This is a genomic window from Streptomyces sp. NPDC037271 (assembly GCF_055603605.1).
Map to the genome: position 1 here is coordinate 124,287 of NZ_JBVJVN010000009.1, position 20,376 is coordinate 144,662.

Sequence of the window (20,376 nt, forward strand, 5' to 3'; positions counted from 1 at the left end):
CCGGCCGGACCAGGACACCCGGGAGGAGCCGCAACCGCCGCAACCGCCTCCGGCCGGGGACCGGCCCCCTCGGCGGGCGGCGCCGCCCGCCGGCATCCCCGGCCCCCGTACCGCGGGTCCGGACGCTCCAGCGGCTTCACCGGACGTCGACGAAGGCCTCCGCGGCGGCGCTGCGCCGGGCTCTCCCGGCCCGCCCCGGCCGCGGGCCCCCTGGGAACCGCCGCCCGCCGCACCCGCCGGCCCGGTGAGCTTCCCGCCGGACGACTTCCCGCCGGAACCCGGACGGCCGTCCGGGGCGAGGCCGTCCGGCAGGGAACAGCCCGGCGCTCCACAGCCCCCAGCCGAGCGGCAGTCCAGCTCTCCACAGCCGTCAAGCGAGCGGCGGTCCGGCATCCCGCGACCGTCAGCCGAGCGGCAGCCCGGTCCCGTAGGGCCCGCAGCCGAGCGGCAGCCTGGCCCTCCACAGCCGTCAAGCGAGCGGCGGTCCGGCATCCCGCGACCGTCAGCCGAGCGGCAGCCCGGTCCCGTAGGGCCCGCAGCCGAGCGGCAGTCCGGCCCTCCACAGCCGTCAGCCGAGCGGCAGCCCGGCACTCCACAGCCGTCAGCCGAGCGGCAGCCCGGCACCCCACAACCGGCAGCCGAGCGGCAGCCCGACCCCGTGCGGCCGGCCCCGCCGCCTCCGCGACCGGCCGGGCACCGACCTGGACCGCACGGCCGCACCACCTCGGGGACCGGCCCCGCCGATCTCACGGAACCCCCCGCCACCCCCCTCCCCTCCGCCCGGTCGGCCCCCGGCGCACCACCGCCCCCGCCCAGGACCAGCCCCGGTCTGCCCCCGCTCCCGCCGCCCTTCCTCCCGTCCCAGCCTCCGGAGCCGCTGCCCACGCAGGCGGCCCGGTACGGCACCGGCGACGCTTCCCCCTCCACGTGTGACTACGTCGGTTCCGGGCCGCCCACCTACGACGCCGAGCCCACCGCGCTGCCGCCCGCCGACCCGGACGGGCTCGACGGGCTGGTGGCGGACACCGTGCTGGACGGCGCCCGGTACGGGACCTGCACGCTGCGGGCCGTGTCCGTACGGGGGGACTCCGCGCGGTACCGGGGCGACCCGCGGCGCGACGCGCTGCTCGTGGCCCGCTTCGGCGCGGGGGAGCAGGCACTGATCCTGGTGGCGATGGCGACGGGTGCCCGCGCGACCGCCGGGGCGCACCTCGCCGCCGCCGAGGTGTGCCGGTGGATCGGGCGGGCGGTGGGCCGCAGCCGGGACCGGCTCGCCGAGGACCTGCGGGCCGCCCGGCGCGGCGACCTCAAGTCCGGCCTGCACCGCCTCACCGACCGCAGTCTCGGCAGGCTCCGGGCCGGCGCCGCCGAACAGGGCCTGGACCCGGAGGAGTACGCGGCCACCCTGCGCTGTCTGCTGCTGCCCGCCGACCCCGAGTGCCGTACGCGGGTGTTCTTCGGCGTCGGCGCGGGCGGACTGTTCCGGCTGCGGGACGGCGCCTGGCGGGACATGGAGCCGAGCGCCGGCGACGTCACGGGCGAACCCGTCGTCGGGTTCGGCTCGGCACCGGGCGGCAGGCCGGACGGCAAGCGGGGCGAGGCGCCGAACGGGACGCGCGGCGGCGACCGGCTCACCATGGACCTCGGCATCCCCCCACCACCCGGCCCGAACGGCGAACCGCTCGCCGGACCACCACGCGAGCCGTTCCGCTTCCGCGCCTCCGTAGCCCGCCCGGGTGATGTGCTCCTGATGTGCACCGCGGGCCTCGCCGAGCCGCTGCTGAGCGAGCCCGAGCTGGGCGAACTCCTCGCACGGCGATGGGCCGGACGCACCCCGCCCGGCCTCGCGGAGTTCCTCGCCGACAGCCGCGTCCGGGTCAAGGGCCACGCCGACGACCGTACGGCCGCCGCCGTCTGGGAGGCGTGACGCCGCTCGCTGTGCCATAGCTGGAGCCATGGCCAAACAGAACGTCGCGGAACAGTTCGTCGACATCCTCACCCGTGCCGGGGTCGAACGCCTCTACGGAGTCGTCGGCGACAGCCTCAACCCGGTCGTGGACGCCGTGCGCCGCCACTCCGGCATCGAGTGGGTGCACGTCCGGCACGAGGAGACCGCAGCCTTCGCCGCCGGGGCGGAGGCCCAGATCACCGGGAAGCTCACCGCGTGCGCCGGCTCCTGCGGCCCCGGCAACCTCCACCTCATCAACGGCCTCTACGACGCCCACCGCTCCGCCGCCCCCGTCCTCGCCCTCGCCTCGCAGATCCCGTCCAGCGAGATCGGCCTCGGCTTCTTCCAGGAGACCCACCCCGACCAGCTGTTCCGCGAGTGCAGCCACTACAGCGAGCTGATCTCCAGCCCGAAGCAGATGCCGCGGCTGCTCCAGACCGCCATCCAGCACGCCGTCGGCCAGGGCGGCGTCAGCGTCGTCTCCCTGCCCGGCGACATCGCCGACGAGCCCGCGCCGGAGAAGGCCGCCGAGACGGCACTCGTCACCTCCCGGCCGACCGTCCGGCCCGGCGACGAGGAGATCGACCGGCTGGTGCGGCTGATCGACGACGCCGACAAGGTCACCCTGTTCTGCGGCGCCGGCACGGCGGGCGCGCACGCCGAGGTCATGGAGTTCGCCGGGAAGATCAAGTCGCCGGTGGGGCACGCCCTGCGCGGCAAGGAGTGGATCCAGTACGACAATCCGTACGACGTGGGGATGAGCGGGCTGCTCGGCTACGGCGCGGCCTACGAGGCCACCCACGAGTGCGACCTGCTGATCCTGGTCGGCACGGACTTCCCGTACAACGCCTTCCTGCCCGACGACGTGAAGATCGCGCAGATCGACGTCCGGCCCGAGCACCTGGGCCGGCGGTCCAAGCTGGACCTCGCGGTGTGGGGCGACGCGAAGGAGACCCTGCGCTGCCTGATCCCGCGGGTGAAGGAGAAGAAGAGCCGCCGCTTCCTCGACCGGATGCTGAAGAAGCACGCGGACGCCCTGGAGGGCGTGGTCAAGGCGTACACCCGCAAGGTCGACAAGCACGTGCCGATCCATCCCGAGTACGTCGCCGCCGTGCTCGACGAGATGGCCGACGACGATGCCGTGTTCACCGTCGACACCGGCATGTGCAACGTCTGGGCCGCCCGCTACATCCAGCCCAACGGCAAGCGCCGCGTCATCGGCTCCTTCTCGCACGGCTCGATGGCGAACGCGCTGCCGATGGCGATCGGCGCCCAGTTCACCGACCGGCGCCGGCAGGTGGTCTCCATGTCCGGTGACGGCGGGTTCACCATGCTGATGGGCGACTTCCTCACCCTCGTCCAGCACGACCTGCCGGTGAAGGTCGTCCTCTTCGACAACTCCTCGCTCAGCATGGTCGAGCTGGAGATGCTGGTCGCGGGCCTGCCCTCGCACGGCGTGGCCAACGTCAACCCCGACTTCGCCGCCGTCGCCGAGGCCTGCGGCGCCTTCGGGGTGCGGGTGGAGAAGCCCAAGGAGCTGGCCGGGGCGTTGAAGGCCGCGTTCAAGCACAAGGGGCCGGCCCTCGTCGACGTCGTCACCGACCCCAACGCCCTGTCCATCCCGCCCAGGATCAGCGCCGACATGGTCACCGGCTTCGCACTGTCCGCCTCGAAGATCGTCCTGGACGGCGGCGTCGGACGCATGGTCCAGATGGCCCGGTCGAACCTGCGCAACGTGCCGCGACCGTAGGGCCTGACCGGACGTCCCTGCCGCATTTCCGTCGCATTCCCGTCGTCCACCCGGCGGGAACCGGCCAGTTCGGCCGCTCCGTGGCCGAACAACCGGTCGTTGAGCGTGCGACATGACTGCCCGGGACCCAGCCGGGCAAGGATTCCCCCGTGAACGTGTTCGAGGGACGTCGAGCGGAAGGAAACGGACATCGGCACGCGGACGGGGGACAGGAAGAGGCGGGCGGTGTCACAGCTCAGGTGCAGACTCGGGCAGGCGGACCTGAGGGCGGTGCCCGAGGCGCGCCGGGCGCTGCGCGACCTGCTGCGGCACTGGGGCAAGCCCGGACGGTCGGAGATCGCCGAACTGCTCACCAGCGAACTGGTCACCAACGCGCTCGTCCACACGGACGACGACGCGGTCCTGACGGCGACGGTGGAACCGGACGGACTGCGGGTCGAGGTACGGGACTTCGTCGGCGGGCTGCCCCGGCCGCGGTCCGCCGAGCCGGAGGAGAGCACGAACGGCAGGGGACTGGTCCTGGTGCAGTCCCTCGCGGACGCGTGGGGCGTACGGCCGCACGGGGTGGGCAAGTCGGTCTGGTTCCGACTGGACGCCGAGGCCGCGTGAATGACGAAAGGGCGTGACACCTGGTCACGCCCCTTGCCCGGGCGACGGTTCCCGATGGCCGATGGCCGATGGCCGATGGCCGATGGCTGATGACCGATTGGCCGATGACCGGTGACCGCGCCCGGGGCCGCCTCTAGCCGAACTGCTGCTCCAGGTCCTTGAGTTTGCGCTCCAGGGAGTCGAGGCGCGGCAGGGCCTGGGTGTCGTCCTCCGCGGTGAGGTCGACGGTGACCTGGTCAGTTCCGCGACGCACGGGCTGCAGGGAGGGACGCCCGCCCACGGGCAGTGGCTCCGGCGTGGATATGGCAGGCTCCGCGGCGGCGCGTTCGGTGCCCCGTTCCACCTGCTGCACCTCGACCTCGACTCCACGACCGAGGAGGCCCCGGGGACCGTGGCCCCGGCTGATCGCCTTCAGCTGTGCCCGCTCCAGGCGCTCCTGCTCGCGCCGCCGCAGCTTCTTCTCCTCCTTCTGACGCCTGTCGTCGCGCACCTCCTCGACCGCCTCGTCGAGGCTGCGCACGCCTTCCAGGAGCATCAGCGACCAGGCACGGTACGTCTCCCGGGGAGCCCGCAGCCAGCGGACCATGCGGATCTGCGGCAGCGGACGCGGCACCAGACCCTGCTCGCGCAGGGCGGCCCGGCGGGTCTGCTTCAGGGCCCGGTCGAACAGCACCGCCGCCGACAGGGACATGCCGGCGAAGAAGTGGGGGGCACCCGCGTGACCGATGCCGCGGGGCGCGTGCACCCAGTTGAACCAGGCCGCCGCGAACGCGAAGGTCCACACGAGTATGCGGGAGCCGAGCGCCGCGTCACCGTGGCTGGCCTCGCGCACCGCGAGGACGGAGCAGAACATCGCCGCCCCGTCGAGTCCGAACGGGACCAGGTACTGCCAGCCGCCGCTCAGACCGAGGTTCTGCTCGCCGAAGCCGACCAGACCGTGGAAGGAGAGCGCCGCGGCGACCGCGGCGCAGCAGAAGAGCAGGACATAGGAGACGCTGCCGTAGAGGGCTTCCTTGCGCCTGCGGCGCTCCTCCATGCGCTCCCACGAGTCGTCCGCGCCCGCGTCCTTCCCCGAGGAACGCTTGCCACGCGCGAGCACCGCCACCGCCGCCAGCATGCCCAGGAGCAGCACGGCGCCCGGAAGCAGCCAGTTCAGCGATATGTCGGTCAATCTCATCTAGGGGTCCCTTGCATTGGGATAGGGCGTAACGCCCGCCATGGTGGCCCAAACCCAGCGGCCCTCAGGGGGTTTCGGGGCAAGAGGCCGCCAAGAGAGTGCGAGGGGGTGCCCAAGGCGACGTTCTGCTCGAACTGCCGCGTGAGGGGCGGGAGTTGAGTTCGAATAAGACTACCCGTACGTGTGGTTCCGCGGAAAGTTCCCGCCACGCGTGAGGGATGTGTGAACGACGTCGGTGATCTTAGTCGACGATCCCGGGGACGGTCGCGCGAGAGCGTGCCCGGTGAGGATCAACTCGCCGTGGCGAGGAGCTTGTTGACGCGGTCCGCGTCGCAGGTGCGCGGGCAGGTGGCGCAGGTGTCCTCGGGGCGCAGCGTGTAGAACATGCAGCAGCTCGCCCGGTCCCGGGTGTGCAGCGGTTCGCCGTCCGGCCCCTTCAGCTCCCGGAACGCGGCATCGCCGACGTACGGCTTGGTCGCGCCCGGCAGCAGCAGCTCCAGCTCGTGCCGTGCCCGCTCCTGCTCGCCGAGCAGATGGGCGACGTACCACAGGCCCTCGACGACCTCGTCGGTCGCCATGCCCCACAGGGCGCGTCCGCGCCGTCGCATGCGTGGTCCGAACCCGGCCAGCACCGGCTCCAGGTGCTCGGCGACGGCGGCCCGTACCTCGGTCCGCAGCGCCTCCTCGTCGGCGACCACCCGGGCGCCTGGCAGCGTCGCGGCCGGATCCCCCGGCAGACAGGCGAAGCCGGTCGGCCGCACGGCCATGCGGCCGAGGGGGAGGCCGGCGGCGGAGCGGTCGTACGCGACGTCGGTCACGGGACAGCGGGGCACCCGGCGGTGCAGGAACCACGGCACGGTGATGAGCAGGCAGGCCGGCCACGCGTACCGGTGCAGCCCGAAGCTCGCGACCACGTCCGGCCGGGCCCGCTGCCCGTAGTCCCGCAGCACCTGGGCGTCGTCCCAGGCGAGGAAGGCCTCCAGCTCCGCCCCGCCGGCCGCGAGCGAGGCGGCGCCGACCCATCCGCCACCGCGCGGGACCTCGTGGGCCGCGTCCAGCTCGGTGACGCCCAGACCCGGGAGGACCTCGGACAGGCGCGCGTAGGCGTCCGTGAAGGCCGAGCGGGTGACAGGCATGCGGGACCACCGATCCACGTCGGAGCAACGGACAGTTTCAGGTAAGCCTTACCTTACCGAAGATCCTCGGGATTTGAACTGACGGCCCGTGCCCTTATGGTGCTTGACGGACAAGCGACAACCCGCCGTAATGACCCCAAGTACCGACACGTCCCTCAGGAGGACCCGTGAGACCGAGCGCGCAGGATGCGGCCGGGGCGGGCACCGGGCGGACCGGTACATCCGCCGGCGCCGCCCGGCCGGTGCGGGTCCCGGCGCAGCCCGGCGCCGGGGACACGGACCGGGCACGGGCACGGGGTGCCGGGGAGCCGGTCGGGGCCGCGCGCGGCGAACACACGCACAGCGAACCTCCCCCGCCCCGCCCGCGCGCCCTCGTCCAGCGTTCCTCCGTGCGCGGGCAGGTCCTCGACGCCCTGCGCACGGCGCTGGTCTCCGGTGAGCTGCGCCCCGGCGAGGTCTACTCGGCGCCCGCGCTCGGCGAGCGGTTCGGCGTCTCCGCCACGCCCGTACGGGAGGCCATGCAGCAGCTCGCCCTGGAGGGCGCCGTCGAAGTCGTCCCCAACCGCGGCTTCCGCGTCGTCGAGCGCGGCGACCGGGAACTGGCCGAGCTCGCGGAGGTCCGGGCCCTGATCGAGGTCCCCGTGATGCTCCGCCTGGCCCGCACGGTGCCCGCCGAGCGCTGGGCGGAGCTGCGCCCCTTCGCCGAGGCCACCGTCCGGGCCGCGTCGTCCGGCTGCCCGGCCACGTACGCCGAGGCCGACCGCGCCTTCCATCGCGCGGTGCTGGCGCTGGCCGGCAACGACCAGCTCGTCCGGATCGCCGGTGACCTGCACCGCCGCGCCCAGTGGCCGCCGGCCGGCGCCCCCGCGGTACGGGGGCGGGCCGACCTGATCGCCGACGCCCACGAACACACGGCGCTGCTCGACGCGCTGATCGCCGGCGACCTGGACGTGGTGCGGGCCCTGGTGGGGGAGCACTACACCGGGGCGCCTTGAACGCGGTGCTCTGAACGCGGCGTCCTGAGCCCGGCGTTCTGACCGCGGTGTGCCTGAGCCCGGTGCTCTGACCGCGGTGTGCCTGAGCCCGGTGCTCTGAACGCGGTGTCCGAACGCGGCGCCGCGGGTGCGGCGCCGCGGGTGTTGCCTCTACCCGACCTCCTCCCGTTCGGTGCGGCTCGCCGGCACCTTCCTCTCCGCGGCCCCGGCCGTGGCCGCGGCCCGGCCCTTGCGGCGTGCGGGGCGCGATCCGCTGCCGCGGTCGTACATCTCGATGGCCAGCGGAGAGGCGGTGAACACCGAGGAATACGTGCCGACCCCCACGCCGATCAGCAGGGCGAGGGCGAAGTCGGTGAGCGAGTCGTCGGCGAGCAGGGCCAGCGAGGCGAGGATGAGCACCGCGCCCATACCCGTGTTGACCGTACGCGGCAGGGTCTGCAGGATCGCCTGGTTCGTGAGCCGGGCGAACGGCGTCTTCCGGTCCCGGCCGGCGAGCAGCTCCCGGATGCGGTCGAAGAGGACGACCGAGTCGTTGACCGAGTAGCCGATCACGGTGAGCAGCGCGGCCAGGAAGACCCCGTCGATCGGTTTGCCCAGCCAGGCGAACACGCCGACCAGGATGACCACGTCGTGGGCGAGCGCGCCGACCGCCGCGGTGCCGAACAGCAACCGGAAACGGACGGCGAGGTACAGCAGCTGGGCGGCCAGGGCCAGGGCCAGGGCGATCAGGGCGTCCTTCCGCAGCTCCTCGCCCAGACTGGGGCCGATCAGCTCGTCGCGGACCTTCTCCGTCTCGCCGCCCAGCTCGCCGATGGTCTTGGTGACGGTCTCCGCCTCGGCGTTGGTCAGCTTCTCGGTGCGCACGGTGAGGTCGCTGTCACCGGAGGACTGGACGACCGCACGGGGGAAGCCCGCGTCGGCGAGGGCGTCCCGCGCCCGGTCGGCGTCGACCTGGGTGGCCGTGGAGTACTCGATGAGCCGTCCGCCGGTGAACTCGATGCCGAAGTTCAGGCCGCGGACCAGGATGCCGGAGCCGGCCACCACGAGGACGACCGCGGAGGCGGCCAGCCAGCGGCGCGGCCGGCGCATCAGGAACGGGTCGCGGCGCAGCAGGGCGTCGCGGACCGGGCCGGTGGTCGAGATGCCGGTGATGTGCGGGCGGCGGAAGACCGACGGGCGGCTCGCGGCGAACTCGGCGAGCACCCGGGTGATCACCAGGGCGCTGACCATGGAGGCGAGCACGCCGATGCCCAGGGTGACGCCGAAGCCCTTCACCGGGCCCGAGGCCAGGAAGAACAGCAGGGCGGCGGCGATCAGCGTGGTGATGTTGGAGTCGGCGATCGCGCTGAAGGCACTGCGGAAACCGGCGGTCAGCGACGAGCGCGTGCTCGGCCGGGTACGGGCGGCCTGTTCCTCGCGGGCCCGTTCGAACACGAGGACGTTGGCGTCCACCGCCATGCCGATGGCCAGGACGAATCCGGCCAGGCCGGGAAGGGTCAGGGTGGCGCCGATCGCGGCCAGGGCGGCGTAGGCGATCAGGCCGTAGCAGAGCAGGGCCACGGTCGCGAGGACGCCCATGAGCCGGTAGACGACGATGATGAACAGCCCGGTCAGCGCGGTGCCGATGACGGCGGCCCAGGCGCCGGCCGAGATGGCCTCGTCGCCCAGGGTCGCGCCGATGGTGCGCTGCTCGATGGTCTCGACCGGTACGGGCAGGGCGCCGCCCTTGACGAGCAGGGCCAGCTCGCGGGCCTCGGCGTCGTCGAAGGAACCGGTGATCTGCGTGGAGCCACCGGCGATGCCGGCCCCGCAGGCCACCGACGGGTCGACCTGCGGCGAGGAGATGATCTTGTTGTCGAGCACGATGGCGACCCGGCGCTGCGGATCGCCGGCCGGGTGACAGGCGGCCTCGCCGGTCACCTTGGCCCAGCGGTCACTGCCCGCGTCCTTGAAGTCGACGGTGACGTGCCATCCCGCGCCGCCCTGCTGGTCGAAGCGGGCGTCGGCGCCCTCGACGTCCTGCCCGGTCAGCGTGGCCTCCTTGAGACGGAGGGACAGGCCGGACTCGTCCGGCAGGACCCGCTCACCGTCCGTGCCGGAGGACGTCTCGGCGTCGTCGGCCTCGGGGGCATCGGCCTTGGCGTCGTCGGCCTTGGCGTCGTTCCCGGTGTCCGCTCCCTCGGGTTCGGCCGGGCCGAGCACCGAGTGGACGGTGAGCTGCGCGGTGCGGCCCAGCACGTCGGCCGCCTTCTTCGGGTCCTGTACGCCGGGCAGTTCGACGACGACGCGGTTGTCACCGGAGCGGACGATGGTCGGCTCCGCGACGCCGAGCGCGTCGATACGGCCGCGCAGCACCTCCACGGTGCGGTCGGTGGCCTCCCGGTCGGCCTTGGTGGTTTCGGTGGACTTGGTCTCCAGCACGATCTGGGTGCCGCCGCGCAGGTCGAGTCCGAGGCGGATCGGCATGGTCAGGGCGATGGCCACGGCTCCGGCCATCACCAGGAGGGCGACGAGCGCACGCCCCCTCAGGGAGTGGGGACGGGAACGTTTCAACACGGGCCTCCGGCGGGCACGCCGCGGCAGCGGCCCAGCGCGGCCGCGGCGAAAGAAGGTGGAAGAAGGTGGAAGGGCGGGTGTCTCAGGTGCCGGAGGAGACAGGAGGAGCCCGCACGCGGTCGTGGCTCGTGCGGCCGGGGGAGACGGGCACGGCGCCGGACGGCGCCGTGGTCCGCCCGCGAGCGGCGGGCGCGGCGCCGGTGAAGCGCGTGGTGACGGCGAGACGGTCCGGGGGCGCCGGACGTTCGGCGAGGTGGTCGTGACGGGACCTGGCCTGGGCGGCGCAGGCGGTGGCACAGCCGTCGTCGGCGTGGTAGCCGGTGCCCGGATGAGGGACGGTCGTCGCCGCGGGCACCGGGACCGGCCCGAAGACGGCGCCCCGAGCGCCCGCCGCGGGCCCGGCCGGGACCAGGGCCAGCAGGACGGCCAGCAGCACGGTGAGCGCCGCCGCGAGCCGGTGACCGGTGGCGGGGAGGGGCGCGTGGGCCGTGGCGGGAAGAGTCGCGGGGGCGGTGTGGCGTGCGGGGCGCATGCACCGTCCCCTTTCGCGGTGGGTGAGGCGTGGCGGGTGAGCTGACAGTCTGACGGCCGGGCGGGCGGAGAGGAAGCCCGGGGCACCGGCCGGGGAGTGGGCGGCCGGCGCCTCCGGGGGTTCGGAGGGGCCGTCAGGGCCGGGCGGGGCCGGGCGGATCCGGTGTCAGGGACGGCCCGGCCGCACCGGGGCCCGTCAGGGTTCGATGAGTCCGGCCCGGATGGCGTAGCGGGTCAGTTCCAGGCGGTCGCGCAGGCCGAGTTTCTGCAGGAGGTTCGCCCGGTGCCGCTGAACGGTCTTGATGCTGATGAAGAGGATCTCGGCGATCTCCTTCGAGGAGTGCCCCTCGGCGACGAGTTTGAGGACCTCCTCCTCGCGGGGCGTGAGGATGTGGTCGGCACTCTCCTCGCCGTGCCGGACCCGGTCGAGGTAGTTGCGGATCAGCGCGGTCACCGCGCCGGGGTACAGGAACGGCTCGTCACGCATCGCGGCCCGGCAGGCGGCGACCAGGTCGCGGTCGGCGACGGACTTCAGCACGTATCCGCAGGCCCCCGACTTCAGCGCCTGGAACAGGTACTGCTCGTTGTCGTGCATCGTCAGCATCAGGATGCGCAGCCCCGGTTTCAGCGCCGCCAGCTCGCGGGCGGCCTGGAGGCCGGTCAGCCGGGGCATCGCGATGTCCAGGACCGCCAGGTCGACGGCGTGGGTCCGTGCCATGTCGATGGCCTCCGCGCCGTCACCGGCCTCGGCGACCACCTCGAGATCCGGCTCCCGGTCGAGGATGAGCCGTACGCCGCGACGCACCAGCGCGTGGTCGTCGGCGAGCAGGATGCGGATCCTGGCCGGATCGGGCGCGGGCACCGCGGGCGGGCCGGACACGGACGGGCCGGACACGGTCGGCTCGGGCAGGGACGGGTCGGGCATGGTCAGGGCTGCTTCCTGGATACGGGTGCGGTGAGCCGGATGCGGGTGCCGGCACCGGGTGCCGAGGTGATGTCGAGGGCGGCCCCGATGAGCAGGGCCCGTTCACGCATGCCGCGGATGCCGGCGCCCTCGCACGCCGCCTCGATGCCGCGGCCGTCGTCGGCGATGGCGAGCGTCACCGCGCCGTCGGACCGGCCGAGGCTCACCTCCAGCCGCTCGGCGTCCGCGTGGCGGGCCGCGTTGGTCAGGCTTTCCTGCGCGACACGGTAGAGGACCAGCTCGGTCTCGGGGTCCAGGACGGGCAGATCGGACTCGAACCGGCGCACCACCCGCAGCCCGGTGTGGGTGGCGAAGTCGTGCGTGAGCGAGGACAACGCGCTGATCAGACCGAGATCGTCCAGTACCCCGGGCCGCAGCCGGCGCACCAGGCGGCGGACCTCGTCCAGGCTCTCCCGGGTGATCTCCTGCGCCTGGTGCAGCTCGCCGCGCAGCGGCTCGTCGGCGTCGTCCGCGGCGCGCCCCAGGACCAGCAGGATCGCGGTCATGCTCTGCCCGACCTCGTCGTGCAGCTCCTGCGCGATACGGCGCCGCTCCTCCTCCTGGGCGAGCAGGACGCGGGCAGTGCTCGTGGCCCGCTCGTGCTCCAGCCGGTCGAGCATGGCGTTGAAGGTGCGGATCAGCTCGGGGACCTCACCGCCGCCGGACACCGGCAGCCGCTGGCCGGGGCGCAGCAGGTCGACGGTGGTCATCAGCTTCGTGAGCCGGTCCAGTGGCGCGAGGCCCCAGCGCAGCAGGGCGCCGTTGGCGACCAGCATGACGCCCAGGCCGCCCACCAGGATGACCGCCTCGGTCAGCAGGACCGGCACGGAGACGGTCACCGGAGCCCACAACAGCAGTGCCGTGGCGAAGCCCAGCACCACCGCGTTGAGCCCGAAGATCCGCCAGAACAGGGACACCGGGGGGTACGCCTCCTTCTGCGACGCGTCGACTGGTACGCCTCTACTGTCGGTCATCTCCACTGTCGGTCATCGCGCACCCTCCTCGGTGGGAGCCGCGGCCTGGATCGCGACAGAGCAAACGACCAGCCTGCCCGCCCGGACCCTGCCGGGTCGATGGGTTCCGACCCCCATTTCTGGATCACGGCACACCCATATGGCCGCCCCGGCACGCCGCCGAGTGGATACTCCGTCCCCGGGCAAATGGGGCCCGCGCCCGATGGGTTTCCTCCGGCGGCCCGGCCATGGTTGAGGCTGACCGGGTCCGTTCGGCCCCGGCGCTCGCCGTACCCGCAGGCCCTTCCGAGAAGCAGGCCCTGTCGAGAAGAGGACTCGCCGTGTCGCTCGACACCTCCCGCATCGAACCCCGCCCCGAGCGGCTGACCGCCCACGAGGCACGCCAGCGCCTCGAACACGCCCGCAACACCCGGCTGACCCAGCTGCAGGCCCTCGGGGAGAGCGGCCAGGCGGACGACCAGCTGATGTCCGCGCAGAAGGCCGCCATCGAGCGGGTCCTCAAGGAGATCGAGGAGGCCTTCGCCCGTATCGACGACGGCACCTACGGCACCTGCCTGGGCTGCGGCAAGCCCGTCCCGGGGGAGCGCCTGGAGATCCTGCCGTACACGCGGTACTGCGTCGCCTGCCAGCGCCGCGCCGCCGCCTGACCACCGTCCCCGTCCAGTCTTCGTCTCCCGCCCTGCCCAAGGGGTGAAGTGGGTGAAGTGGTGAACAACCAGATCATCGGCGACCGCGACACGCTCGTGTCGCCGCTGTCGCCCGAGGACCTCGCCGCGCTCCGGGACAGCCTTCACGAGCAGCGGCTGTTCCGCGAGGAGCAGTTGCGGCAGATCGCGACCGTCCCGTCCCGCGCCGACGAGCTGATCCAGCGGCGGTCCGCCGCGCAGACCGAGGTGCGGGTCAAGCTCGCGGCCTCCGCGCGCATGGTCCTCGCCGACGTGGAAGCCGCACTCGAGCGCATGGCCGAGGGCCGTTACGGCATCTGCCATCTGTGCCGGCGCCCCATCGACCGCGAGCGCCTGCTGATCGTGCCGCAGGCCCGCTACTGCGCTCGCTGCCAGCAGGTGCGGGAGGCCGGACGATGACCGTGGTCCGCCGGCCCGGCGCCGCCCCGGGCCGGCACCGCCCGTGGCCGCTGTGCCGCCAGTGCAGCGGCGTGGCCCTCGACATGGGCAGCGCCCGGACCCGGGCCTGGGTCGCCGGGCGCGGAATGATCCTCGACGTGCCGACGGTGACCTTCCCCGGCACCGGCGCGGTCTACCCCATCCAGCGCGGCTCCATCGTCGACACCCAGGGCACGGCGCGGATGCTCGACCGGCTGCTCGGCCACCGCCTGCCCCGCTTCGCCCGTCCCCTGGTCGTGGTGACCGCGCCGGTGCTGGACGGGTTCGCCTACCGGGCCGAGGCCCGTACGGCCGTGGAGGTGCTGCGCCCGCGCAGCGTGCTGACCGTCCCCAGCGCGCGAGCCGTGGCCCTCGCGGCGGGCGTGGACCTGTCCCGGCCGCTGCTCGTGATCGACATCGGCGCGCATCTGACCGAGGTGGTCCTGCTGGTGGACGGCGCTGTTTTCGACGCGCGCCGCACCGCGCTGGGCACGGGGGACATCGACGACGTCACCCCGGCCGCGCGGATCGGCGAGGCGGTGGCCGACATGACGACCTCGATGCTGCGGCAGGACAGTACGTCCCTCACCGTCGACGCCCTGAGCAGGGGACCGCTGCTCGCGGGCGGGGGCGCCCTGCGTCCCGAGGTCACCTGTCACCTCACCGACAGGCTGCACGTACCCCTGCGTGGCGTGCCCGCGCCGCACACGGCCGCCGTGCGCGGCGCCGCCAAGCTCCTGGAGGCCGCGCACTCCCACCCGTCGACCACGGGCACGGACCCACCGGACGAGCACCCGCACTGACCCGGCGGCCGCGGTCCGCGGCGACTCACCCGGTGTGTGCGGGTCCCGGCCGCTCCGCGGCGGCTCACCGGGTGGGCTGGGGCCCCGGCTCCACGTGGCCTCCCGTCACCGGGGCCGCCGACCGGCCCGCGGCCCCCGCGGCCCCCGCGGGCTCCCCGCGGAGGCGGCGCCACAGCCCTGTCCGCATCCGCCGGCCGCCACTCCACCGTCGTCCCGAGCCGCCTCCGAACGGACGGCGGACCCGCCTCCGAACGGACGGCGGACCCGCCCCGGCCGGAACGCCCGAGCCCGTCCGGACCGGCAACGGAAAACTTCGCTGCGCCGGCGCGGTGCCGGCCACCCCGACGGCCCCGTCCCGCCGTCCCCCTGAACCCCTGTCCCCCTGTCCCCCTGAACCCCCGAACCCCCGAACCCCCGAGCCCCCTCCCGAATCCCACCCGACCTCGCCGTCGTCGTCGCACCGGCGGCGGCGCCGCTCCGGCAGCCCGAGCCAGGGACCCGGCCCAGGAACCCGACCCAGGAAGGAGGCGCACCGTGGCTGGTGAGATACCTCCCGCACAGCCACCGCCCGCAGCTCCCGACCCCGGACGACATCCGCACCTCCTGCTGTGGCGGTGGCGGCGCAACCCCCTGCGGCGCCGTACCGACCTGCTGCAGGCCTGGGTCGCCCTCGGGCTCCTGCTCGCCGTGCTGGTGGCGGCCCCGGCGGCGATGTTCGCGGTGGGCGACACCGCCTACCGCCACTACCGGGGGACCGCCGAGCACGAGGCCGTCAGCCGGGACCACCGCGCCGCGGTCCTCGTTCACGACGCCCCGCGCCACCCGGAGCCCGGTTCGGACGAGGCGAGGAAGACCCGGTATCCGGTCAAGGTGCGGTTCACCGGTCCGGGCGGCGAGACGCGGACCGGGAAGACCGACGTCGAGCCGGGGCTGCCCGCCGGCAGCACCGTCCTGGTCTGGGTCGACACGGCGGGGAAGATCACCGAGCCGCCGCTGACCGCGGAGCAGATCCGCAGCCGCACGATGGGCTGGGCGATCGTCGCCTTCCTGGGCGTCGTCCTCACCGGCCTCGCCGCCCACGGGATCACCGGGCTCCTGCTGCGACGGCGCAACCTCGCCGGGTGGGACGCCGCCTGGGCCGTCACGGCCCCGCGCTGGAGCAGGCTCCCGTGACGGCGGCCGGGCTGCGTGTTGCCGCGTCGTCCTTCGTGCGTGTCGCCGGGCTGTGTGTCGTAGCGTCGCGCTCTGCGCGTGTTTCCGGGCCGCGCGCCGTCCCGGCGTCCTGCTCGTGTCGCCGGGCCGCGTGCCGTCACGCCGTTGCCGCGCCCGCCGCCGGGCCGCGTGCCGTCACGCCGTCGCCGCGCCCGCCGCCGGCGGTGCCAGCTGCCGGGCCAGCCACGTCGGCACGCCGCCCAGCAGCCGGAACAGCCGCCGCGCCTCCTCCCGCAGCCGCGACGCCTCCGGTTCGGCCTCCGCGTCCGCGAGCGACACCAGCGCCGGCGCCGTACCGACGAGGTACCCCAGCTCCTCGCGGATCCGCAGCGACTCGGCGAAGCCGTGCCGGGCCTCGGCCAACTCCCCTTCCCGCAGGGCGAGTCCGGCCAGATGGCGCCAGGTGAAGGACTGGAGCAGTGGGTCGGCGTGCGCGGTCGCCCCCGCGTGCGCCCGCCGGTACGCCGCGCGGGCGGCCTGCGGCGAGCGGGTCAGGTTCTCCGCCAGCAGCCCGCGCCGGAAGTCCAGCAGCGCCCGCCCCCCGGCCCCCGGCGCGATCAGCGCCGCCGCCCGGCCCAGCGCGGCCCGCGCCTCGTCGGCCCGGTCCCGCACCCCGTGCACCGTGGCGGCGTAGGCGAGCTGCCCGCGTTCGCAAGCGGCGGCTCCGCGCTCGTCGTCGCTGTCGGCCAGCGCCTCGGCGGCGCGCAGCGCGTCCTCGGCCTCCGCCCAGCCCTGCTCGGTGTACAGGCACCGCTCCACCAGCAGCGCGGTCCGCTGCAAGGCGGTGGCCGCGGTGACCGGCTCCAGCAGGGCCGCCGCGTCGGCCCAGCAGGCGCGCGAACGCAACCGCCATACCGCGGTCTGGAGCGGATCGTCACCTTCGGTCGTTCCCCAACCAGAACCAGCCATGGCGGAATGCGCCACGTCGCCCTCCCTTGGCACGCCATCGAGCACTCGAGTGGTGGCCGCATCTCAGCACGGATCCGGCGGCCCGGCCAAGGGGATGGGTGAAACTTTTCACAAAGTCGTGGGACTTCCCGGTCCCGAGGTTTGGGACCGTTCCGGGCCTCCGGGCGCCCCGCGGTCTCAGCTCATCCGCAGTGCCAGGAAGAAATCGAGCTTGTCCTCGAGGCGCGACAGGTCGCGCCCCGTCAACTGCTCGATCCGCCCGACCCGGTAGCGCAGCGTGTTGACGTGCAGGTGGAGCCGGGTCGCGCAGCGCGTCCAGGAGCCGTCGCAGTCGAGGAACGACTCCAGCGTCGGGATGAGCTCGGCGCGGTGGCGGCGGTCGTAGTCCCGCAGCGGGTCCAGCAGCCGGGCGGTGAAGGCCCGGCGGACGTCGTCGGGGACGAAGGGGAGCAGGAGGACGTGCGAGGCCAGTTCCTGGTGGCCGGCCGCGCACACCCGGCCGGGGCGCGCCGCCGCGACCCGCCGTGCGTGCCGCGCCTCCTCCAGCGCGCCGCGCAGCCCCTCCGCCGAGTGCACGGCGGCGCTGACCCCGAGCGTGACCCGCCCGTCGCCGTCGAGTCCGGCCGACAGCGGTTCCTGGACGGACGCCAGCAGCGCGTCCGCGAGTATGCCGGTCTCGGAGCCGTCGTGCTCGCTGGAGACGGCCGGCAGCGGTACGAGGGCGACGGCCTCTTCGCCGGTGTGCGCCACCGCGATGCGGTCGGCGTGCTCGGGGCCGGTGGCCAGCGGGTCGACGAGGATTTCCTCCAGCAGGGTCTGGGCGACCGGGCCGGTCTCCGCCGAGCCTTCCGTGCCGTCCTCCCACTCGACGCGGGCCACGACGACCTGCCAGTGCGGGGCCGCGCCGAGGCCCGGCAGCAGCACCGGTGCCGCGACCCGCAGCCGGGCCGCGATCTCGGCGGGCGCGGCGCCCGTCTGCACGAGCTCCAGGACTTCCTGCGCGAGTCGCCGCCGCACCGTGCGCGCCGCGTCCCGGCGGTCCCGTTCGACCGCGATCAGCTGCGTGACGCCGTACAGCAGGTCGAGCCGCTCCTCGGCCCAGTCCCCGGCGTCCGCCTCCACGACCAGCAGCCAGTCGGACAGCACCGTCTCGCGCACGTCCCGGGGGGCCTGCGGCAGGCGTCCCGCGCCGGCCGCGGGCGGGCGGTGCCCCGAGCCGTGCACCGGGAAGAGGCTGTACGTCGTCGCGCCCAGGGCCACCCGGTGCGGCGCGCGCCGGCCCGCGCGGGTGGCCGCGAGATGTTCCGCCGCCAGGTTCGCGCACACCTCCGAGGACAGGGCGGAGCCCGCGTCCTTCGGGCCGGCGACGGGACGCCCGGTCGGGGACAGCACCCACGCCCGCAGGTCGAGGTCGGAGCCGAGCAGGTCCAGGACGACGTCGGGGCCGCCGCCCGCCGGGCCGGAGGTCATCATCCGGCGGTGCCGGTCCACCACGGCCGCGAGGTCGCCGGCCCGCTCGCCGGACACCTGGCGGACGACGTGCTCGGTGATGGTCGCGAAGGCGACCGACTCGTTCACCGCGAACAGCGGCAGCCGGTGCCGCGCGCACGCCAGCACCAGGTCCTCGGGCACGCTTCCCAGCTCCGCCTCACCGGCGGCGAGGGCGGCCACCTGGGCCTGCACCAGGAGGCGGACGAAAGGCTCGGAGTCGGCGGCGTCCCGGCGCCAGGCCAGGCCGGTGAGGACCAGCTCCCCGCCGGAGAGATAGCGGCTGGGGTCCCGCAGGTCGGTGGTCATCACGCCCCGCACGGAGCGGTCCAGCTCGTCCTCGCCGCCGAGCAGCTTGAGGCCCAGCGCGTCGGTGTCCAGCAGTGCGCGCAGCCGCATTCTCGTCGCCGCCGTTCTTTGTCTCGAAGTGTTCCAGGTCACGCGGCTGTGTCGCCCGTTTCCGGAGGAAAACGAGGAGGTGACTGAGGACCTCCATTCATACGAATCTACAAGATGCCCGCGCTGGCCAGCCAACTCCTTCATGGTTTCTGCGACTGACCCTGGTGGAGCACCGGCCGGTGTACTGAGCGCACCCCACGTGAACAGCACTTGAACGAGCCGGGCCCGCCGCACACGGATTGGCTCAATCTGTACGACTCACCAGACGAAGACGAAGAAGAGAGCCGGTCATGGACTTCCTTCGCCCCGCCAGCTGGGAGGAGGCGCTCGCCGCGAAGGCCGAGCACCCCACCGCTGTGCCGATTGCGGGTGGCACCGACGTGATGGTCGAGATCAACTTCGACCATCGCAGGCCCGAGTACCTGATGGACCTGAACCGCATCGGCGACCTCTCCGAGTGGGAGGTCGGCGAGGACACCGTGCGACTCGGCGCCTCCGTCCCGTACACCCGGATCATGGAACACCTCCGCACCGAACTCCCCGGACTCGCCCTCGCCTCGCACACGGTCGCCTCCCCGCAGATCCGTAACCGCGGCGGCGTGGGCGGGAACCTCGGCACCGCCTCACCGGCCGGCGACGCCCACCCGGCGCTGCTCGCCGCCGGTGCCGAGGTCGAGGCGGAGTCGGTGCGCGGCAGGCGGCTGATCCCGATCGACGCCTTCTACAAGGGCGTGAAGCGCAACGCGCTGGAGCCCGACGAGCTGATCCGGGCCGTGCACGTGAGGAAGGCCGACGGGCCGCAGCAGTTCTCCAAGGTCGGCACCCGCAACGCCATGGTCATCGCCGTGTGCGCCTTCGGCCTCGCCCTGCACCCCGAGAGCCGCACCGTCCGCACCGGCATCGGCTCGGCCGCGCCCACGCCGGTCCGGGCCACGGCCGCCGAGGAGTTCCTGAACGCGGCGCTCGACGAGGGCGGCTTCTGGGACAACGGAAAGATCATCACCCCGTCGGTCGCCAAGCAGTTCGCGGACCTGTGCTCCGCCGCCTGCAACCCGATCGACGACGTCCGGGGCACCGCGAGCTACCGCCGCCACGCGGTCGGCGTCATGGCCCGCCGGACGCTCACCTGGACCTGGGAGTCGTACCGCGGCGCCCGCCACACCACGGAGGGAGCGGCGTAATGCGCGTCAACTTCACTGTCAACGGACGTCCGCAGGAAGCCGACGACGTGTGGGAGGGCGAGTCCCTGCTGTACGTGCTGCGCGAGCGGATGGGCCTGCCCGGCTCCAAGAACGCCTGCGAACAGGGCGAGTGCGGCTCCTGCACGGTCCGCCTGGACGGTGTTCCGGTCTGCTCCTGCCTGGTCGCGGCCGGCCAGGCGCAGGGCCGCGAGGTCGTCACCGTCGAGGGCCTGGCCGACTTCGCCAAGGAACGCGCCCGGGGCTGCGCCACCGGCGCCTGCGGCAGCGCGAACGGCGGAAGCGGCGGAAGCGGCGGAAGCAGCGAGAGCAGCGGCGCGGGCAACGGCACCACCCTCGACGAAGCCAAGCGGTGGCGGGCCAAGGGCACCGACTCGCAGACCGGCGAGGGCACCGAACTCGCGCCCGTCCAGCAGGCGTTCATCGACGCCGGCGCCGTCCAGTGCGGCTTCTGCACGCCGGGTCTGCTGGTCGCCGCCGACGAGATGCTGGAGCGCAACCCGAACCCGACCGACGCGGACATCCGCGAGGCGCTGTCGGGCAACCTGTGCCGCTGCACGGGCTACGAGAAGATCATGGACGCGGTCCGCCTGGCCGCGGCCCGCCAGTCCGAGGGGGTCTGA

18 protein-coding genes are annotated in these 20,376 nt (G+C 73.9%); 10 read left to right on the plus strand and 8 right to left on the minus strand.

Annotation, left to right across the window (positions count from 1 at the left end; all coding sequences use genetic code 11):
• Positions 1-658 precede the first annotated feature (658 nt).
• From ACZ7G3_RS18015 to ACZ7G3_RS18025, 3 genes are all read left to right on the plus strand, one after another.
• Positions 659-1,927, plus strand: coding sequence for a protein phosphatase 2C domain-containing protein (locus ACZ7G3_RS18015; protein WP_470926624.1), 1,269 nt, complete (start codon positions 659-661; stop codon positions 1,925-1,927).
• 28 nt (positions 1,928-1,955) lie between these two features.
• Entirely contained in the window at positions 1,956-3,698 is a 1,743-nt protein-coding gene (locus ACZ7G3_RS18020; protein ID WP_470926626.1) for a pyruvate dehydrogenase, read from the plus strand.
• Positions 3,699-3,923: 225 nt separating this feature from the next.
• Positions 3,924-4,307: an ATP-binding protein gene (locus ACZ7G3_RS18025; protein ID WP_470926628.1), complete on the plus strand. Its 384-nt coding sequence runs from the start codon at positions 3,924-3,926 to the stop codon at positions 4,305-4,307.
• A gap of 133 nt (positions 4,308-4,440) precedes the next feature.
• On the opposite strand, the gene ACZ7G3_RS18030 is transcribed toward ACZ7G3_RS18025, so the two are convergent.
• Both ACZ7G3_RS18030 and ACZ7G3_RS18035 read right to left on the minus strand, forming a co-directional pair.
• Complete coding sequence (locus ACZ7G3_RS18030) at positions 4,441-5,484, minus strand: DUF2637 domain-containing protein (RefSeq protein ID WP_470926629.1); 1,044 nt, start codon at positions 5,482-5,484, stop codon at positions 4,441-4,443.
• Positions 5,485-5,774: 290 nt separating this feature from the next.
• A complete protein-coding gene (locus ACZ7G3_RS18035) occupies positions 5,775-6,620 on the minus strand; it encodes a (2Fe-2S)-binding protein (RefSeq protein WP_470926631.1) in 846 nt (281 codons plus the stop codon).
• 167 nt (positions 6,621-6,787) lie between these two features.
• Here ACZ7G3_RS18035 and ACZ7G3_RS18040 point away from each other — a divergent pair, with 167 nt between their 5' ends.
• Positions 6,788-7,615 carry a GntR family transcriptional regulator gene (locus tag ACZ7G3_RS18040; protein WP_470926633.1) on the plus strand — a complete coding sequence of 276 codons (828 nt, stop codon included), beginning with the start codon at positions 6,788-6,790 and terminating at the stop codon, positions 7,613-7,615.
• A 150-nt stretch (positions 7,616-7,765) separates the two neighbouring features.
• On the opposite strand, the gene secD is transcribed toward ACZ7G3_RS18040, so the two are convergent.
• The 4 genes from secD to ACZ7G3_RS18060 form a co-directional block, all read right to left on the minus strand.
• On the minus strand, positions 7,766-10,111 hold the full coding sequence (secD, locus tag ACZ7G3_RS18045; protein WP_470926808.1) for a protein translocase subunit SecD: 2,346 nt from the start codon (positions 10,109-10,111) through the stop codon (positions 7,766-7,768).
• A 142-nt stretch (positions 10,112-10,253) separates the two neighbouring features.
• Positions 10,254-10,703: a hypothetical protein gene (locus ACZ7G3_RS18050; protein ID WP_426599340.1), complete on the minus strand. Its 450-nt coding sequence runs from the start codon at positions 10,701-10,703 to the stop codon at positions 10,254-10,256.
• A gap of 195 nt (positions 10,704-10,898) precedes the next feature.
• Complete coding sequence (locus tag ACZ7G3_RS18055) at positions 10,899-11,627, minus strand: response regulator (protein WP_426599339.1); 729 nt, start codon at positions 11,625-11,627, stop codon at positions 10,899-10,901.
• 2 nt (positions 11,628-11,629) lie between these two features.
• Positions 11,630-12,583, minus strand: a complete 954-nt coding sequence (locus ACZ7G3_RS18060) for a HAMP domain-containing sensor histidine kinase (protein ID WP_426599458.1) — start codon at positions 12,581-12,583, stop codon at positions 11,630-11,632.
• A 377-nt stretch (positions 12,584-12,960) separates the two neighbouring features.
• Here ACZ7G3_RS18060 and ACZ7G3_RS18065 point away from each other — a divergent pair, with 377 nt between their 5' ends.
• The 4 genes from ACZ7G3_RS18065 to ACZ7G3_RS18080 all read left to right on the plus strand — a co-directional run bounded on the left by ACZ7G3_RS18065 (position 12,961) and on the right by ACZ7G3_RS18080 (position 15,719).
• On the plus strand, positions 12,961-13,287 hold the full coding sequence (locus tag ACZ7G3_RS18065) for a TraR/DksA family transcriptional regulator (protein ID WP_426599457.1): 327 nt from the start codon (positions 12,961-12,963) through the stop codon (positions 13,285-13,287).
• A 57-nt stretch (positions 13,288-13,344) separates the two neighbouring features.
• The gene (locus ACZ7G3_RS18070) at positions 13,345-13,725 is read left to right on the plus strand and encodes a TraR/DksA family transcriptional regulator (protein WP_470926810.1); all 381 of its coding nucleotides are present in this window, start codon (positions 13,345-13,347) and stop codon (positions 13,723-13,725) included.
• A complete protein-coding gene (locus tag ACZ7G3_RS18075; protein ID WP_470926636.1) occupies positions 13,722-14,546 on the plus strand; it encodes a rod shape-determining protein in 825 nt (274 codons plus the stop codon). The genes ACZ7G3_RS18070 and ACZ7G3_RS18075 overlap by 4 nt, the downstream gene beginning before the upstream one ends.
• A 534-nt stretch (positions 14,547-15,080) precedes the next feature.
• Positions 15,081-15,719, plus strand: coding sequence for an Rv1733c family protein (locus tag ACZ7G3_RS18080; RefSeq protein WP_470926637.1), 639 nt, complete (start codon positions 15,081-15,083; stop codon positions 15,717-15,719).
• Between the two features lie 174 nt (positions 15,720-15,893).
• On the opposite strand, the gene ACZ7G3_RS18085 is transcribed toward ACZ7G3_RS18080, so the two are convergent.
• Positions 15,894-16,682, minus strand: a complete 789-nt coding sequence (locus ACZ7G3_RS18085) for a hypothetical protein (RefSeq protein ID WP_426599336.1) — start codon at positions 16,680-16,682, stop codon at positions 15,894-15,896.
• Between the two features lie 162 nt (positions 16,683-16,844).
• Entirely contained in the window at positions 16,845-18,554 is a 1,710-nt protein-coding gene (locus tag ACZ7G3_RS18090) for a PucR family transcriptional regulator (protein ID WP_470926639.1), read from the minus strand.
• Between the two features lie 290 nt (positions 18,555-18,844).
• On the opposite strand from ACZ7G3_RS18090, the gene ACZ7G3_RS18095 reads away from it, so the two are divergent.
• Positions 18,845-19,735 carry an FAD binding domain-containing protein gene (locus ACZ7G3_RS18095; RefSeq protein WP_470926641.1) on the plus strand — a complete coding sequence of 297 codons (891 nt, stop codon included), beginning with the start codon at positions 18,845-18,847 and terminating at the stop codon, positions 19,733-19,735.
• Positions 19,735-20,376: a (2Fe-2S)-binding protein gene (locus tag ACZ7G3_RS18100; RefSeq protein ID WP_470926643.1), complete on the plus strand. Its 642-nt coding sequence runs from the start codon at positions 19,735-19,737 to the stop codon at positions 20,374-20,376. Before ACZ7G3_RS18095 ends, ACZ7G3_RS18100 begins: the two co-directional genes overlap by 1 nt.